Origin of the sequence: Thalassospira sp. ER-Se-21-Dark (assembly GCF_017922435.1) — a bacterium.
Lineage (GTDB): Bacteria > Pseudomonadota > Alphaproteobacteria > Rhodospirillales > Thalassospiraceae > Thalassospira.
The window spans coordinates 1,250,596-1,268,124 of sequence record NZ_VDEZ01000001.1; the positions used below are offsets into that span (position 1 = coordinate 1,250,596).

The following is a 17,529-nucleotide window of genomic DNA, read 5'->3' on the forward strand; positions in this document are numbered from 1 at the left end:
ACACCCCAAAACAGCGTCGAATGTTTCACGTGAAACATTCCCACGTCCAAAAAGCATCGTTCCAGACCCAAAACACCGCACATTCGATGAAGTTTACCTGCCCACTGACACCGAATGGGCGACTCCACCACCCTACCCAACCCAAATCCCCTGCGACTCGGCAGAAGTCGGTAATGACCAACCACACTTCCACATTGCCCGTCCGTCTTGTGGTTCAGCCGTTACCCGACGCCCCGGTCAAAACAAAACGCCCGGCCAGTGAATTTGGCCGGGCGTTGTAACTGGACAAGAAGCGTCCAGATCGGACGCGTTATATAGTGTGTTTGGGCAAAGACCGATCAGGCGGTTTTGCTGACGGCGGCCGTCTGATGCTTGTGACTTTTGATATGGCCCAGAAGCGCTGTCACCGCGGCCGGGGTAATACCCGGAATACGTGACGCGGCACCGATGGTCTCCGGCTGGATTTCTTTCAGCTTCAACCGAATCTCCGCCGACAGTCCACCGACCTTATCGAAATCAAGCCCCCGCGGCAGGCGCAATTCCTCGTCCCGGCGGAAGGCCGCGATGTCGGCGGCCTGGCGATCGAGATAGCCCTTATACTGGGCATCGATTGACACCTGTTCCTTGATCGCCGGATCAAGCTCGCCCAGCTGCGGCCAGACCCTGGTCAGGGTATCGAAATCAATATCGGGATAGGCCAGCAGGTCATAGGCCGACCGGCGCACGCCATCCTGATTGATCTTGATATCGAACTTGGCCAAACCATTCGGGGTTTCGGTCAGTTCGGATACTTCGGTCTTGGCCGCATTCAATGCTGATTTCTTGGCACCCCACGCATGCGCGCGGGTCGATGCGATGCAGCCAATATCAAGCCCACGATCGGTCAGACGCTGATCGGCGTTATCGGCGCGTAGCATCAGGCGGTACTCGGCGCGCGAGGTGAACATGCGATAAGGTTCGCGCGTGCCAAGCGTGACCAGATCATCGATCATCACACCAATATAGGCATCGGCACGATCGAGAACGAATTCGCGCTCAGCATCCCCGGCAATCAGGGCGGCATTCACACCGGCGATCAGCCCCTGCCCGGCGGCTTCTTCATAGCCGGTGGTGCCATTGATCTGACCGGCAAAGAAGAGCGCCGCGACCTTTTTGGTTTCCAGCGTATGGCGCAACTCGCGCGGATCAACGAAATCATATTCCACCGCATAACCCGGACGGAAGATCTCGACCTTTTCCAGACCCGGAATGGTCGCCAGCATGGCAAGCTGGACGTCCTCTGGCAGCGAGGTTGAAATGCCGTTCGGATAGATGGTCGGATCGTCGAGCCCTTCGGGTTCGAGGAAAATCTGATGCTGATTTTTCTCGGCGAAGCGCACGACCTTGTCTTCGATGGACGGGCAATAGCGCGGACCGCTGCTTTTGATTTTGCCGCTATACATCGGTGCACGGTCGAGGTTGGCACGAATGATTTCGTGGGTCGCCTCGGTCGTCCAGGTCATATGACATGGAATCTGCGGCACGGTAATTTCGCGGGTCAGGAACGAAAATGGTTCTGGCGGATTGTCGCCCGGCTGTTCCTGAAGGCTCGCCCAATCGATGGTGCGGCCATCAAGGCGCGCCGGCGTCCCGGTTTTCAGACGGCCTAATCGGAAATCATATTTTGCCAGCGTGTCAGATAGACCGGTTGCCGGGGCATCGCCCATGCGACCGGCCGGTTCGGATTTCTCGCCAATATGGATCAAACCATTGAGGAACGTCCCCGTGGTCAATACCACCGCACCGGCAAGGTATTCGGTCCCATCGCCAGTGATGACACCTTTGACGCGGTTATTGTCGTCAATGATCAGATCTTCGACACCGCCTTCAAGGATGGTGAGGTTCTCCTGTTCAGCGAGGATATCCTGCACAGCCTGACGATAAAGCTTGCGATCGGCTTGCGCACGCGGGCCGCGCACGGCTGGGCCCTTGGAACGATTGAGCATGCGGAACTGAATGCCGGCACGATCAATCGCGCGGCCCATCACACCGTCAAGCGCATCAACTTCGCGCACCATATGCCCCTTGCCCAGACCACCGATGGCCGGGTTGCACGACATTTCCCCGATGCGATCCGCGCGGTGTGTAACCAGTGCCGTGGATGCGCCCATGCGCGCAGCGGCAGCGGCGGCTTCGCATCCGGCATGGCCGCCACCGACCACGATGACGTCAAAGCGGTTATTTGGCACATTCTGTGACATCGACTTCCTCACTCAATCCCCACGGCTTGTCACGCCGCGGGTGTGAACCTTGTTTGGTTCGAATAGGTGTATATGGTCAACCTTGTGACGAATGTTTCACGTGAAACATTCGCAGGACCCAAGTCTAACGACTCTTCCCTAACTCTATTTGCCGATACAGAAATCCCCGAAGATAATATCGAGCAAATCTTCCACATCGACACGTCCGGTAATCTTGCCGATTTCGCGGACAGCAAGGCGTACATCCTCGGCCGCCAGTTCTGCGATATCGGTCTGCAATCCGCGATCCAGATGATCGCTGGCACTTTCAAGTGCCCGCCGATGGCGCAGCCGTGTCAGCGGCACGGGCCCGGCAAAATCGAGCCCCTCTTTTACGCGAGTCTCCAGCAGTTGCAAGAGGCTTTCCATCCCCTGTCCGGTCATGGCCGATATGGGTAAAACGGGAAGCTCCAGCGCCCGACCATCGACCGATGTTCCCTGCCAGCTTGCCGGAATGGCGCTGCTATCGGTCGCATCGACCTTGTTGATCAGGATCAGCGTCTTGTCATCGATCAGACGCGCAGCCTCCGGATCAATCGTCGGCCAGTCATTGCGATCAATCACCACCAAACGCAGATCGGCGTTTTCGGCCCGCTCGGTCGCACGACGCACACCCTCGGACTCAATCACATCGCCGCTTTCGCGCAGGCCTGCGGTATCGACCATGGTCACCGGGAAGCCGCCCAGATCAAGATGGACTTCAATCATGTCGCGCGTGGTGCCGGCGATCTCGGACACAATGGCGGCATCGCGCTGGGCCAGCCGGTTAAGCAAACTTGACTTACCGGCATTCGGCGCACCAAGGATCACGATCTGGAAGCCCTCGCGCAGCCGTTCGCCGCGACGATTATCAGCAAGATGTTTTTTGATCTCGCCAAACACACTCATCAGATCACCGCGTACCACCGGCACGATGCCATCGGGCAAATCTTCGTCAGGGAAATCAATATCGGCTTCGATATGCGCCAGCGCCTTCATCAATCGCGCGCGCCAGCCTTCATAAAGCGTCCCCAGCTCACCGGCCATCTGGCGCACTGCCTGACGGCGCTGGGCGGCGGTTTCGGCGTCAATCAGATCGGCGATCCCCTCGGCCGAGGTCAGATCCATCTTGCCGTTTTCAAACGCCCGCCTTGTGTATTCACCGGGGTCGGCCACCCGCAATCCATCCTGACGCGACAGGCAATCCAGAACCCCTTCGATCACCGCCCGCCCACCATGGACATGCAGTTCAACCACGTCCTCGCCGGTAAAGCTTGCCGGACCCTGGAAATAGATCGCCACCGCATCATCAAGCCGCTCATTGCTTTGCGGATCACGGATCGGGGCATAGATCGCATGGCGCGGTTTGGGCATGGTATCGCGGCCCAATAACGCACACAGCACAGCACCCGAACGCGGCCCGGATAATCGGATCACGGCAACACCGGCACGCCCCGCGCCGGAGGACAGGGCAAAAATGGTTTCTCGGCTGGCAATCATGGCGGATCCGTCAGTTCTGGAAATGCGGTTACGTGGCTGAGCAGGATATCGTCCAGACAGCGGCAAAGGTCAACATATGGCAGAAAATAACCAACAGGGATTTAATGAGCTTTGAGTTGGTTGCGCGGATCATCGGGTGCGCGTTGGCAACCGCCCTCGCCCCGTCATGCCCGCGCAGGCGGGCATCTGCTGCCACCGCACAAAAAACCGGCCACACATATATTGCGGGCCGGTTTGATTACTCAAGGTTACGCAGGGGCGCTTATTGATCGGGATTAAGCTTCAACCGTTCAACCACCTGCCCGCCGATCAGGTGATCATTGAGGATCGCCTCGATGTCTTCCATCGTCTCGTAGCGATACCAGGTGCCTTCGGGATAGACCACCATCACCGGGCCAAGTTCGCAGCGATCGAGGCATCCTGCGGTATTAATGCGGGTCTGTGGCAAGCCAAGTTCCTTGGCGCGTACCTTCATGTAATTGCGAAGTTTGGTCGCGCCCTTGGAATTGCAGCAACCGCGTTCATGACCGGCCGGGCGTTCGTTCTGGCACACGAAGACATGTGCCTGATAGTAGTGTTCACGCATGATATCGGGTCTGCCTAGCCTTTGTCCTTGTCACCGGTACCGCCGGTACCTGCATTGAACTGGCCCCAGAAGGCTTTCTGAAGCTGTTCCCAGTTCTGAATGCCCTGCGGCAGCCAGGTATTGAGCATGGTTTCCGGATCCATCGCCGCCAGATTGGCTTTCATGCGGTCTTCGATATCTTGCATCATCGCCTTTTGCATCGGCTGAACATCAGGAAGACCAAAGAAGGTCCGTGCCTCTTCCGGCGTGCAATCAATGTTCACGGTTACTTTCATCGCCCTGGTCTCCTGATCTGTTTTGTTTTTTGGTCTCTGTCACTTTACGTGATTTGCGTGACTGGCTGTTTGCATGGCTGGCCCATTATCCCCACCAGAACCGCCTTCGCAATCACAATAACGCCAACCTGCCCCTACCATATGGGAAGCAAGCGGATGCGGCGACCGCAACTTTCACAATATTGCGATAAAAGATTTCGGCCATTTGCCTTTATGAATGAGGCCATAACCCTTAGAATCACGCAAACAGCCTTATAAAGCATTGCCAGCACTGATGACTGGCGCGTGATTGCAGATCGCGCTACCGCAAACGATAAAGCCATCGGCTTAATGGATGGCACAGGACACAAAATGGAACTCGCACGCAATAATCTTGGTTCGGAAACAAGCCCCTATCTTGTTCAGCATCGTGACAACCCGGTGCATTGGCAGCCCTGGAGTACCGAAATTCTCGCCAAAGCCAAGGAATTGAACAAGCCGATCCTGCTGTCGGTCGGGTATGCGGCGTGTCACTGGTGCCATGTCATGGCCCATGAAAGCTTTGAGGATGAGGGTGTTGCGGCCCTGATGAACGAGCTTTTCATCAATATCAAGCTCGACCGCGAAGAACGCCCAGACCTTGATGCGCTTTATCAGAATGCGCTGGCCCTTTTGGGCCAACAGGGCGGCTGGCCACTGACGATGTTTTTGACCCCGGATGGCGAGCCGTTCTGGGGCGGGACCTATTTCCCCAAGGAAGCGCGCTATGGTCGACCGGGATTTGGCGATGTGCTTAAGACCGTCGCCAAGATTTACGCCGAGAAGCCCGACGATGTCCGCCACAATGTCAGCCAGATTTCCAATGCGCTGATCAAGATGAACAGTGCGGCGGTTGGCGCGGTTCCGAGCCTTGAGATGATTGATCGCTGCGGCCATGGCTGCTTGCAAATCATGGACGGGGAAAATGGCGGCACATCCGGCGCGCCGAAATTCCCGCAGCCGAGCCTTTTATCCTATATCTGGCGGACCGGTGTGCGCACCGATGATGACGGGCTGAAACGCATCGTCAAACACAGTCTTGATCGCATGTGCCAGGGCGGCATTTATGATCATCTGGGGGGCGGTTTTGCCCGCTATGCCGTCGATGACCAATGGCTGGTGCCGCATTTCGAAAAGATGCTGTATGACAATGCGCAGCTGATTGATCTTCTGTGCGATGTCTGGCGGGTCGATGCCAATCCGCTTTATGCCAAGCGGGTCGAGGAAACCATTACCTGGATCTTGCGCGAAATGCGCATTGCCGGCGGGGCCTTTACCGCAAGTCTGGACGCCGACAGCGAAGGGGTCGAAGGCAAGTTTTATGTCTGGTCCGAGGATGAGATTGACCAGATCCTTGGCAGTGATGCCGATCTGTTCAAGAAATTCTATGACGTGTCAAAAGACGGCAACTGGGAAGGCCAGAATATCCTGAACCGCACGGCGTCGGGGCTCACGCTTTCGGATGATGCGACCGAGGAAAAATTGGCGGAGCTTCGTGCGAAGCTTCTGGCAGAACGCGCCAAACGCATTCGCCCGGGCTGGGATGACAAGGCGCTGACCGACTGGAATGCCATGACGATTGCCGCTTTTGCCGAGGCCGCCATGACCTTCCACCGGGCGGATTGGCTGGATTATGCCAAGCTTGCCTATGGCTTTGTCATCAACACCCTGATGAAGGGTGACCGCTTCCTGCACAGCTATCGCGATGGCCGCGTGCAGCATGCCGGTATGCTTGAGGATTATGCGCATATGATCCGCGCGGCCTTGCGGCTTTATGAATGCTTTGGCGAGGATGCCTATCTTAATGACGCCATCCGGTGGTCCGCCGCGGTCGAAACCCTGTTTGCCGACGCCAAGGGCGGCTACTTCCAGTCGGCATCGGATGCCAGTGACCTTGTCGTGCGCCAAAAACCCTTCATGGATAATGCCGTGCCATCGGGCAATGCGATCATGGCCCAGAATCTGGCCAAGCTTTATGCTCTGACTGGCGATGCGCAATACCGTGATCAGGCCGAAATCACCCTTGCGGCCTTTGGCGGGCGGATCAGCGAGCAATTCCCGAATATGCCGGGTCTTATGATGGCGGCCGAAATGCTGCAAAACCCGGTGCAGATCGTGCTAATCGCCAGGGAGCGCAGCCAGACCTATCTTGATATGCGGCGCGCCATTTTTGGCGCGTATCTGCCCAACCGGGCGATCACGATCCTGTCGGATGGTGATCCCCTGCCCGACGGCCATCCGGCCCAGGGCAAGACCGCGATTGACGGCAAGGAAACCGCCTATATCTGTCAGGGGCCGGTTTGTTCGGCGCCCGTCACAGGCGTGGAAGAATTGATCGAAATGCTGGCAGATTTGCCCGCCAAGGCGGCCTAGCCAATGCCGCAAATCTCGATCAACAGCCCCGTCGGTGCAATTACGATTTTCGCATTTGAAGATCAAATCGTTGCGCTTGACTGGGGATTTGTTGAAGAGGTTGAAAGCACATCCGTACTGGAAGAAGCCAAAAAGCAGCTGACGGCCTATTTCTCGGGTGATCTGACCAGCTTTGATTTGCCGCTGGCCCCGGACGGCACAGCATTTCAAAAGGCCGTCTGGGATGCGATGTGCAAGATTCCGGCGGGAAAGACTGCGACCTATAAGGAACTGGCGGCGATGGCCGGATCGCCCAAGGCGTTTCAGTCGGTCGGCACGGCATGCGGCCTTAATCCCATCCCGATCCTCATTCCGTGTCACCGCGTTCTGGCCACAGGCGACAAGCCGGGCGGCTACTCCGGCCAGGGCGGGCTTGAAACCAAGCGCGCGCTTTTAAAGATCGAAGGTGTCAATTTGCTGCTACCGAGTGATCAGGGCAGCCTTGATATCTAGGTGAGCGTCGGCCCCGTCGAATTTGCCTTCCCTGCGTTTCTAGTCTGCGAAATACATAACTTCGCCTGCTGCAAATCGCCGGTATCTGCCCTACACTCCTCCCATTAACGAAACATGCGTTGGAAAACGCAAAGATGGGAGGTCTTTCATGACCAAAGCATTCCGATTTTACGAGACCGGCGGCAGTGATGTCCTGAAATTTGAAGATGTCGACGTCGGCAGCCCGGGCGAAGGCGAAGTCCGCCTGACGCAAAAGGCCGTTGGCCTCAACTATATCGATATTTATTTCCGCTCCGGCGTTTATCCGGCACCGAGCATGCCGTCGGGCCTTGGGCTTGAAGGTGCTGGTATCATTGAAGAAGTTGGTCCGGGTGTGACGGATCTGGCGGTGGGTGATCGTGTGGCCTATGCGGCACAGCCGCTGGGCGCCTATGCAGAGGCGCGCGTGATGCCGGCCAAGGGTCTGGTCAAGATCCCCGATGATGTCAGTTTCGAACTGGCCGCGGCCGCCATGCTTCAGGGCATGACCGCGCAGTATCTTCTGCGCCGGACCTATAACGTCAAAAAGGGCGATACCATCCTGATCCATGCGGCGGCAGGTGGCGTTGGCCAGATTGTGTGTCAGTGGGCCAAGCATCTGGGGGCGACCGTGATCGGAACGGTCGGGTCCAAGGAAAAGGCCGAAATCGCCAAGGCCAAGGGATGTGACTATCCGATCCTGTATCGCGAAGAGGTCGTTTCCGAGCGGGTCAAGGAAATCACCAATGGCCAAGGCGTTGAAGTTGTTTACGATTCGGTCGGTAAAGATACGTTCGAGGATTCGCTTAAATGCCTCAAACGGCTTGGCATGATGGTGAGTTTTGGTCAGTCATCAGGTGCGGTGCCGCCGGTATCGCTGGCCCAGCTTGCCCCGGGGGCCTATTTCCTGACCCGACCCAGCATCTTCCAGTACAACGCCACCCGCGAAGAGCTTCTGGCCAGCGCGAATGAGTTGTTTGATGTCCTGAAATCAGGCATTGTCACGATTGATATCACCGCGACCTACCCGCTTGCCGATGCTGCCAAGGCGCATGACGACCTTGAAAGCCGCAAAACCAACGGGTCGATCGTCTTCACGGTCTGATAAGGCATCAATCCTGACGCGAAAACTATAGGACACTTGATAAAAAGCCGATACATTGCGCGATCGGCTTTTTTCTTGTGCCTTCGCATATCGGAACCTCTGCAATGTCTGTTTCAAAAGTACAACAATCTGTCATCGCCGCCTTCAAATCGGCAAAAACCTATCAGGACCCTTATCAGCACTGGTTCCTTGAAGACGTCTTGCCAGAAGGCATGGCAGAGGCCGTTTGCGCCCTTCCGATTGATGCGCCGTTTCTTGAAGTCGATGATGCTGGCACGCGTGAAGCCAACAATTCAAGCCGCCGTTACTTCGATCAGGAAAACATTGCGAAATTCGAGGCCGCCAATGATATCGCGCAGGCCTTCCATTCCCGCGAGGTTGTCGACACGGTCGAGGAAGTGTTTGGTGCTGACCTGAGTGATTCCCGCATTCGACTGGAATTCGCCCAGGATCGCGACGGTTTCTGGCTGCAGCCCCATACCGATATCGGCGTGAAGCGCTTTACCATGTTGCTCTATCTCTCGGACGAGCCGGGTCATGAGAAACTGGGGACCGATATCTACAAGGATGCCGATACCCATGTCGGCGCATCCCCGTTCAAGCCGAACTCGGCCCTGATTTTTGTGCCGTCCAACAATACCTGGCACGGCTTTGAAAAACGGACCATTCCGGGCATTCGGAAATCGCTGATTATCAACTATGTCACGCCGGACTGGCGGGCTGTTGAACAGCTGCCCTTCCCCGACAGCTACGTCAAATAACGTTCAAAGCGACATCAAGTCAGCCTGGGAAACCCGGTAATTCAACATTTACCGGGTTTTTAGTTGCCGTGGGTGATCCGCACATCACGCGCAATCGCGTCAAAGCGTTCTGAAAGGCCTTCGCTGACTTCGCGGCAGGGGGCGATAACGGCTTCGGCCCAGTCGACATAGGCCAGTATCTGCCTTTCATCCCAGCCAACCGGCGTGTCGGTCAGCATCGCACCGACATTGGCGACCTTGTCGGCCAGTCGGACCAGCTTGGCCCCGTTTGAAAGGCCGGGTGCGGTTTCGATCTGTTTTGCCTTGCGCTCGTCACGTGGCAGGGCCTTGTCATCACTGACTTCGAGCACGATATCGGCGATGATGTCGTTAAAGCAGGCGGCAATTTCATCGCGGGTCGCGCCGCAATCCTCGATCACGTCATGCAGAACGGCGGCACAGAGAATATCCTCGTCCGTCCCCGGTTCGCATTCGACAATCAGGCGGGAAACCTCAATCGGGTGATTGATATAGGGTTCCTGGGCAGCGCCTTTGCGACGCTGGTCGCGATGGGCACGGGCGGCGAAATCAACGGATTTGAGTAGAAGCTGCATAAAGCGCGATATGATCGTGAACGGGTTGCCCAGAGTCCCACGGCTTTTGCGCGGTTTCAAGCCTTGATCCGTTCCTCCCGATGAAATTCATGCAGAGCCGTGAAAAACAGCGGCAAACAGGATAGACTGATTTCTCTACCATCAAGCGGGAGACGCCAAAAATGTCACAGGAAATGCGCCTGAAACTGACCTTGTGGAATGAAAACGCCGAGACCCCGCTGCATCTGAGTGCCCTTGCGCCCAAGGATGGCTGGCAAAGCGCCCCACCCAACCGGATCGAGGCCGGTGAATCGGTGGTGTGCGAGATCACGGCTGCCAACACATTGGCGATTACGCTAAATTACGGCACGCATCATATCGGCATTCATCTGAGCGACGACAATTTTTCCATCGAGCCAGGTGATGCCCGTGTGGATCGGCAGAAACTGCGGAGCGGTCTGGCAGAGGTGACACTGGCCCTTGGATAGAGATTGTTTAACGGTTATTTCGATATTGAAATAAAAAACGGGGCCCGGTTGGGCCCCGTTCATCGTTTGACGATCCATATAACCGGGCCCATCAGGCCCGGCCGGACTTATCCGTTCATCGAATCGAAGAAATCGTCGTTGTTTTTGGTCGATTTGAGTTTGCCCAGAAGGAACTCCATCGCGTCCTGCGGACCCATCGGGTTGAGGATACGGCGAAGGACCCACATCTTGGACAGAACGCTCTTGTCGACTAGGAGCTCTTCCTTACGGGTACCCGATTTGAGGATATCAATCGCCGGGAAGATACGTTTGTCAGACAGTTTGCGATCCAGGATAAGCTCGGAGTTACCGGTGCCCTTGAATTCTTCAAAGATGACCTCGTCCATACGCGAACCGGTATCGATCAGGGCGGTCGCGATGATGGTCAGAGAGCCGCCTTCTTCGATGTTACGAGCCGCACCGAAGAAGCGTTTCGGACGTTGCAGGGCATTGGCATCAACACCACCGGTCAGGACCTTGCCCGAACTCGGCACGACGGTGTTGTAAGCACGTGCCAGACGGGTGATGGAATCAAGCAGAATGACAACGTCATGCTTGTGTTCGACCAGACGTTTGGCCTTTTCCAGAACCATTTCGGTGACCTGAACGTGACGCTGGGCCGGTTCATCGAAGGTCGAGGAAATGACTTCGCCCTTCACCGAACGGTCCATGTCGGTCACTTCTTCCGGACGTTCATCAATCAGAAGAACGATCAGATAGGCTTCCGGGTGGTTTTCCTCGATCGCGTGCGCAATGTTTTGCAGCATCACGGTTTTACCGGTGCGCGGCGGTGCGACGATCAGGGCACGCTGACCTTTACCAAGCGGCGCAACCAGCTCGATCACCCGGTTGGTGATGTCCTTGTTGCCTTCCTGATCGCGCTCGCGCTCCATATGCAGCGGCTGATCGGGGTAAAGCGGGGTCAGGTTGTCAAAGTTGATGCGATGACGAACTTTTTCAGGCGCATCAAAATTGACCTTGTCGACCTTGAGCAAGGCGAAATAACGCTCGCCTTCTTTGGGCGAACGAATCTGGCCTTCGACGGTATCGCCGGTCCGCAGACCAAAACGCCGCACCTGGCTCGGACTGACATAAATGTCGTCAGGGCCGGCAAGGTAGTTTGCCTCGGGGCTGCGCAGGAAGCCAAAACCATCGGGCAGAACTTCAAGAACGCCCAGACCAAAGATGGCATGGTCGTTCTCGGCCAACTGCTTGAGGATCGCGAACATCAGCTCCTGCTTGCGGAGCGTGCTGGCGTTTTCGATTTCGAGTTCATCAGACAGAGCAAGCAGCTCGGTCGGAGATTTCTTTTTAAGGTCCTGAAGATGCATATGTGCGTTTAATGATCTGTGGTTGCCGAAAGGGCGAAGATTTTATGGAGATAGAAAAGAGAATGTGCGGTTGACCGTCAGGCAAGGCGCTCAGGCTTTTGCTGGGGCGTGCGGACGGTTCGAAACCTTGGAGTTGCAAGAAAGGCAGGCCTTTTCATGTTTCTGGATCGAAACACCCCCGATAGATAACGCTGAAAGAACAAATAGTCAAACCGTGTTTCACCAGCTTGCAGAATTTTGCACAAATTGATGCGCAAAGATCACAGATCGGGACCAGCCACAGACACCAGCCCCGATTATGTGCCTATTCACAACCTTGTTCTCAACCCTGCCTTTCGTCCTGAACCGATGTCAGGAACCCCTCTATTTCAGTGCGCAAATCAACCGATACCCTGGTCACGCTTTCACAGGCATTCATCAGGTTCCTGACCGCCTGATCGGCCTGCTCGGTCGCGGTACTGACATCGGAAATATTGCGTGAAACCTCGTTCGTTCCGGTAGCGGCACGTTCGACATTGCTTGCGATTTCCGATGTGGCCGCCTGCTGTTCATTCACGGCGGCAGACAAGGATGCCGAGGTGGTATCAAGTTCCTCGATCCGTGATCCGATCCGCTTGAACGCATCAATCGCCTGATCGGTCGCGGTTTGCAGGGTGTTGATATGGCCCGTGATTTCATCGGTCGCCTTGGAGGTTTGGCTGGCGAGGTTTTTCACCTCGTTTGCGACCACGGCAAAGCCTTTGCCCGCATCCCCTGCACGCGCCGCCTCAATCGTTGCATTAAGCGCAAGCAAATTGGTCTGATCGGCAATATCGCCGATCAATCCGATGACTTCACCAATGCGGTTCGCCCCGTCTTTGAGGGCCTCAGCAATGCGATCAGCATCACGGGCATCGGACGCGGCATCAGAGGCCGCGCCGGAGGCGGCTTCAATCTGGCGGGAAATTTCCAGAATGGAATTTGCCAGCTCCTCGGTTGCCGCCGACACCGCCGATACGTTCCCGGATGCTTCTTCGGCATTGCTGGCGACATGCACGGCACGGTCGCGGGTCTGCGTAACAGCGGAATCCATATCAGCCGATGTGTTGCGCAATTCTTCGGTGGCCTTACCAACCGCGCCCAACAGGCTGTCAACACGGGTTCGAAACGCATTGGTCAGGTTTTCAATTTTGCTGGCATGGGCATCGCGGGCGGCCTGATCGGCTTCGCGCTGACGCACCATTTCACGATTTTCGACCAGATTTTCGCGGAAAACCTCGACCGAACGGGCCATATCACCGACTTCATCACCGCGATCCTGCCCGGTAATAACTTCGTCAAGATGACCATCAGCCAGACGCGACATGCACCCGGTCATATCCTTGATCGGGTTGGTCACACTGCGCCCGACGGCAATGACAAGAGCGGATGCCAGCACGACGACAAGGATCACCCCGGCCAAAGTGGCAAAGAAAACCGTCCGGGCCGTGGTCAGTTTGCCCTCGGCCCGGCTAAGCAAATAGCCGGCAATATGGTCTTCGACGGCTTTATACAGATTGATCTTCTTGCTGATGGTGGCAAACCACGCATCCCCGGCAATGTCATTGGTCGTGCCGGTTTTGGGATAATCAAAGGCGACCTGGCGCAAATCAGCGACCTCGCCGACTGCCGGATCATTCATGGTGTTGATATAGAATGTCAAAAGTTCAGGATTGGCAAATTCGGCAAAAACCGACAGATAGGCATCTTGCAACGTGACAAGCGAGGCAAAGCGCAAATAAAGGTCCGGGGCAAATTCCCCCTGACCAAAGCCGACCGCCCCGGTCGCACGTTCAAGACCGGCACGTTCCTTGGCCTGCATGAAATTGTTGTAAGCGGCAATGATCCGCAGGATTTCGGGGTCGTTGCTAAGCTGTGCGACCAGATTGACGGTTGCCAGCATGTCGGTCACGATCGAGGTATAAAATCCCACCGCATCCGGCACACCCAGGGCAAGGTTATCGACCTTGGCTCGCATTTGCGGAATCTGATCGATCAAGCGGGTGAAAGTCGTGACTCTGACGGCAAGTTTTTCATCGTATTGATCAATATCGAAATCAGACAAAGCGCCTTTGAGGGCCGCAATTTTTTCATCAGTCAGATCACGCTGCCGGGAAAGTTGCTCGGCGAATGAAGCGCCTCCGGATCCGATAAACCCGGCGGACGCACCGCGCTCTTTTTGTAGTTCGTGGACCGTTGTTCCGATCTGACCGGCAAGTTCAGTCAATCCCCTGATGTTGCCCAGTTCGTCCATCTGCTGATAACGGCCAGTGATGGAAATCGCAGATAACACAATAAGCGCCACAAGCGTCGGTATCAGCGAAATCGCAAGCTTCTTGCCAATACGAATATTACTAAACATCAAAATCCCTCGACGTTCTTTTGTTGGAAACCGCCAGAATCTGAAGGTTTTCTCCCAACAGGTGCCGCGTTCTGCAGAAAAGGTTACTCGGGTTGATGTTGGCAATCCATGACTGGCGTCAAGAGGCCGGAACTTCAATTTTAACTTTTATGTTTGAAATTATATCGTCTTTAGGAGGTTGAAGGGCCTTCGCGCACGATTTTAAGGATGCGTTCAAGCTGATCGTCGCTGAGACCGGCGATGCGTTCCGAGAGCAGGTTAGCCAGTTCGGTCGCGGCGGGTTCCAGTCCGGCAGTATCCACCGTCACCTTGGGGTGCGATAGCTGGGCGAGGCGTTTGATGTCATCAACCTCGTCCCAGACCAGATTGAAGTAACCACAGATTTGCTGCACCAGGCCGGGGCTGGGCCGCCCGCGATGACCGTGTTCAAGCGCGGACAGATAGGCCGGTGACAGCTGAAGTGCAGTTGCCATATCGGTCAGCGTCACATTGTTGCGCGCGCGGAGTTCCCGGATGCGATTGCCAAAAGGTGTCACGGGCGTCTCCGTTTCAACAAGACATAAAAGGCCCCGGCGCCACCGTGCTGGATCTGGGCCTGATGAATGGCAAGGATGCGATTGCGAAGGTTCGGCGCACTCAGCCATTGCGGGGTGCGTTCGCGCAACAGACCGGTACGGCCATATTCATCAGCGCGCGATCCCTTGCCGGTGATTACGAGAACGCAACGTTTTCCGGCCCGCCAGCTGTCTTCGATAAAGGTATTAAGCGCATTATGGGCGACTTCCTGGGTCATGCCATGCAGGTCAATGCGCCCGTCAATCGACATCTTGCCCTTTTGGAATTTGTTGGCAGTCGATCGATCAATCCCGTCGGTGACACCGGGTTTGAGTTCGGAAAGGTTCTGTTTTTTGATCTTTGGGCCACGATCAGCATGACGGGCCGAGGGCAGATTGCGCGCAGCCCGGCTTTGTTCAGACTGTTCAAGCTTTTCGCCAAGATTGTCAGGCAAGGTAATCGCGGTATCGCTGGTGTGGATGTCATCATCAGACGCGACCACGTCATCGCCGGCCTTGCGCCGTTTCTTGCGCAAAGGTTTGACGTCACGGGTAAAGACCTCCCACAGGGTCTTTTCGTCATCCGTGACGGTGCGGCGTCGCTTATTTGGTTTCTTCTGACTCATCGACCAAGACAATATGCAAGCGGCGCGGTCCATATACGCAAGGCTTTATCGTCCATTCGATATCACCTGTTTGCAACAGCCCGGTCACCCAAAGGAATGTTCGCGGCATATTGCCGTGTCATTGCTTTTCGCGCAACCGCGCCCGTCGCGCATTTCGCCGTCACGGCAACAATATGTTTGCAGGAAAAACAGGCCAGACCGGGAAAGGTGACCCGACGGGGTTGTGTTTCAGGTGTCGATGTCGGTCAGATCGACACAGGTAACCCCGTTATTATCAAGATCAAGCATCGCCTTGAGAAACGCACTGTCGAGATTGGTCGAAAGCCCATGCATCCGGCGATTTTCAATAAAAAAGCCGTCGGTCTTGAAACGATCAAGCTGGGTTTGCAGCCTTGTGATATCGCTTTGTGGCACATCACCACTGATCGCGATATAGAGATAACAGGTGCGATAGGGCTTGAAACCAGTCACATCAGGAATGCTGACTTCGGGATATTCGGCACGGACCTTATCAAGATAATGGCGCAGGATATTGCCACCAATGGCAATCAGATCAACGCGATCAGCCATCATCATCGGCAAAAGAAGTTCTTCACGCGGCACCATAACCAACTGTTTCGCACCGCGATCACGAAGATATCCTTCACGCGCTGATCCCATCAGAACCCCGATGCGGGCATCGCGCAGAAGCGTGTCAAACGCCATGTCCGACCAACCGGTATCGACAAAGCCAAACAGGTTCCAGAAGGTCCGGCTGACCGGACCCACCCATTGGAAAACATCTTCGCGATGATCAATTCGGGTGGTGGGGTAAATCACGTGCCCGACTTCGCGTCCGGCCAACTCCATCTGACGTTTCCAGGGCATCTGCGGCACGATTTCAACAGCCAGACCGGCCTTGGTAAACAGTTCGATGGCAAGGGTATCGAAGTAGCCTGGCTCCGGCCGGCCCGATGACTGAACCCGCGTGCTTTCAGACAGATGGATGACGTAGGTGCCATTAAATGGGCTTGTGCCGGGGGTATTACCCGTGGCCGCCTCGTCGGCCCGAACGGCCGTGGTGCCAACAATCAGAACACATGCAAGGATCAGGACCGCGACAAAGTAATGAGCGCGTTTTTTGAAGGGCAAAGTTAAGGAACGCAGTGCAGGCCACTGCCCTTGTGCCATCCTAGGGTCAGGACCCATTAATTTGATATCAATGGCAGACGTTATATTTGTGAAATCCAAGGAAAATGCCGTAGAGCGGGGTGGCTCCCCGCGCAAGGGATTTGACGCCGGAGTTTGCAAATATAACGTCTGTCCTTCGGATTCATCGGATTTGCACGGCCTACTTTGTCGCAAAGCCTTGAAAGATACATATCTTCCTGTGGCTTTGTTTCGCGTATCCGCACAAATCCGATGAACCATTGAAACCAAATTAATGAGTCCTGACCCTAGGCATCTTGCCTTGTCAGCCAGAGCGCATCTTTGACTTTGGCCTCGATATAGGCGCGGTGAGCGGCAAGTTCTTCGTCGCTGATCACATGCGGTCTTGGTTCCAGCCGGTTGCCCCGCGGGCCCAGAACCCGACGCCCGCCATTTTCCCCCTCCTGATCACCGTTTAACGCATTGGGATCAAGCGACAGGCCGTGCTGACGGCCGCCCAGCAGTTCAAGATAGACCTGGGCGAGCAAATCGGAGTCAAGCAATGCGCCGTGAAGGGTACGGTTGGAGTTGTCGATCTTGAAACGACGACACAGCGCATCGAGGCTGACGGGGGATCCGGGGAATTTCTTGCGCGCCATCTGAACCGTATCAAGGGCGCGTTCCATGGCAATGCGCGGCTTGTTCAGCCATTCAAGCTCCGCATTGAGGAACTTCATATCAAAGCTGGCATTGTGAATGACCAGAACCGAATCCTCGCCAATGAATTCGATGAACTCATCGGCGACCTCGGCAAAGACGGGTTGGTCTTTGAGAAACTCATCGCCCAAACCGTGAACGTCAAATGCCTCCTTGGGCATCGGGCGCTGGGGATTGATATACTGGTGATACTGCCGCCCGGTGGGCATGTGATTGATCAGTTCGATACAGCCGATTTCAACCAGTCTGTGGTCAGCATAGGGATCAAGGCCGGTGGTCTCGGTATCAAGAACAATCTCACGCATGTA

16 protein-coding genes are annotated in these 17,529 nt (G+C 55.7%); 5 read left to right on the forward strand and 11 right to left on the reverse strand.

Annotation, left to right across the window (positions count from 1 at the left end; genetic code table 11):
• Positions 1 to 338: 338 nt before the first annotated feature.
• From mnmG to FHI25_RS05715, 4 genes are all read right to left on the reverse strand, one after another.
• Entirely contained in the window at positions 339 to 2,240 is a 1,902-nt protein-coding gene (gene mnmG / locus FHI25_RS05700) for a tRNA uridine-5-carboxymethylaminomethyl(34) synthesis enzyme MnmG (RefSeq protein WP_210515876.1), read from the reverse strand.
• A gap of 144 nt (positions 2,241 to 2,384) precedes the next feature.
• On the reverse strand, positions 2,385 to 3,758 hold the full coding sequence (mnmE, locus tag FHI25_RS05705) for a tRNA uridine-5-carboxymethylaminomethyl(34) synthesis GTPase MnmE (protein WP_210515878.1): 1,374 nt from the start codon (positions 3,756 to 3,758) through the stop codon (positions 2,385 to 2,387).
• A gap of 262 nt (positions 3,759 to 4,020) precedes the next feature.
• Positions 4,021 to 4,344 carry a (2Fe-2S) ferredoxin domain-containing protein gene (locus FHI25_RS05710; RefSeq protein ID WP_210515880.1) on the reverse strand — a complete coding sequence of 108 codons (324 nt, stop codon included), beginning with the start codon at positions 4,342 to 4,344 and terminating at the stop codon, positions 4,021 to 4,023.
• Between the two features lie 14 nt (positions 4,345 to 4,358).
• Positions 4,359 to 4,619 carry a DUF6489 family protein gene (locus tag FHI25_RS05715; RefSeq protein WP_008888754.1) on the reverse strand — a complete coding sequence of 87 codons (261 nt, stop codon included), beginning with the start codon at positions 4,617 to 4,619 and terminating at the stop codon, positions 4,359 to 4,361.
• A 351-nt stretch (positions 4,620 to 4,970) separates the two neighbouring features.
• Between FHI25_RS05715 and FHI25_RS05720 the strand changes: the two genes are divergently transcribed.
• From FHI25_RS05720 to FHI25_RS05735, 4 genes are all read left to right on the forward strand, one after another.
• Positions 4,971 to 7,010: a thioredoxin domain-containing protein gene (locus FHI25_RS05720; RefSeq protein WP_210515882.1), complete on the forward strand. Its 2,040-nt coding sequence runs from the start codon at positions 4,971 to 4,973 to the stop codon at positions 7,008 to 7,010.
• A 3-nt stretch (positions 7,011 to 7,013) separates the two neighbouring features.
• A complete protein-coding gene (locus tag FHI25_RS05725) occupies positions 7,014 to 7,502 on the forward strand; it encodes a methylated-DNA--[protein]-cysteine S-methyltransferase (RefSeq protein WP_210515884.1) in 489 nt (162 codons plus the stop codon).
• 148 nt (positions 7,503 to 7,650) lie between these two features.
• The gene (locus FHI25_RS05730; protein ID WP_210515886.1) at positions 7,651 to 8,625 is read left to right on the forward strand and encodes a quinone oxidoreductase; all 975 of its coding nucleotides are present in this window, start codon (positions 7,651 to 7,653) and stop codon (positions 8,623 to 8,625) included.
• A 104-nt stretch (positions 8,626 to 8,729) separates the two neighbouring features.
• On the forward strand, positions 8,730 to 9,386 hold the full coding sequence (locus tag FHI25_RS05735) for a 2OG-Fe(II) oxygenase (RefSeq protein WP_064780222.1): 657 nt from the start codon (positions 8,730 to 8,732) through the stop codon (positions 9,384 to 9,386).
• Positions 9,387 to 9,445: 59 nt separating this feature from the next.
• On the opposite strand, the gene FHI25_RS05740 is transcribed toward FHI25_RS05735, so the two are convergent.
• Positions 9,446 to 10,039, reverse strand: coding sequence for an HD domain-containing protein (locus FHI25_RS05740; RefSeq protein WP_246878908.1), 594 nt, complete (start codon positions 10,037 to 10,039; stop codon positions 9,446 to 9,448).
• A 101-nt stretch (positions 10,040 to 10,140) separates the two neighbouring features.
• Between FHI25_RS05740 and FHI25_RS05745 the strand changes: the two genes are divergently transcribed.
• Positions 10,141 to 10,446 (forward strand): hypothetical protein, encoded by a 306-nt coding sequence (locus tag FHI25_RS05745; RefSeq protein ID WP_210515888.1) that lies wholly within the window; start codon positions 10,141 to 10,143, stop codon positions 10,444 to 10,446.
• A 107-nt stretch (positions 10,447 to 10,553) separates the two neighbouring features.
• Here FHI25_RS05745 and rho read toward each other — a convergent pair whose 3' ends face one another.
• The 6 genes from rho to dnaQ all read right to left on the reverse strand — a co-directional run bounded on the left by rho (position 10,554) and on the right by dnaQ (position 17,526).
• Positions 10,554 to 11,816 (reverse strand): transcription termination factor Rho, encoded by a 1,263-nt coding sequence (gene rho / locus FHI25_RS05750; protein ID WP_210515889.1) that lies wholly within the window; start codon positions 11,814 to 11,816, stop codon positions 10,554 to 10,556.
• Positions 11,817 to 12,138: 322 nt separating this feature from the next.
• Positions 12,139 to 14,196 (reverse strand): nitrate- and nitrite sensing domain-containing protein, encoded by a 2,058-nt coding sequence (locus tag FHI25_RS05755; RefSeq protein WP_210515891.1) that lies wholly within the window; start codon positions 14,194 to 14,196, stop codon positions 12,139 to 12,141.
• Between the two features lie 170 nt (positions 14,197 to 14,366).
• Positions 14,367 to 14,732: a helix-turn-helix domain-containing protein gene (locus FHI25_RS05760; protein WP_210515893.1), complete on the reverse strand. Its 366-nt coding sequence runs from the start codon at positions 14,730 to 14,732 to the stop codon at positions 14,367 to 14,369.
• Positions 14,729 to 15,376, reverse strand: coding sequence for a Smr/MutS family protein (locus FHI25_RS05765; protein WP_210515901.1), 648 nt, complete (start codon positions 15,374 to 15,376; stop codon positions 14,729 to 14,731). Before FHI25_RS05765 ends, FHI25_RS05760 begins: the two co-directional genes overlap by 4 nt.
• Before the next feature lie 228 nt (positions 15,377 to 15,604).
• A complete protein-coding gene (locus tag FHI25_RS05770) occupies positions 15,605 to 16,546 on the reverse strand; it encodes a transporter substrate-binding domain-containing protein (protein ID WP_210515903.1) in 942 nt (313 codons plus the stop codon).
• A gap of 266 nt (positions 16,547 to 16,812) precedes the next feature.
• On the reverse strand, positions 16,813 to 17,526 hold the full coding sequence (gene dnaQ, locus FHI25_RS05775) for a DNA polymerase III subunit epsilon (RefSeq protein ID WP_210515905.1): 714 nt from the start codon (positions 17,524 to 17,526) through the stop codon (positions 16,813 to 16,815).
• Positions 17,527 to 17,529: the final 3 nt, after the last annotated feature.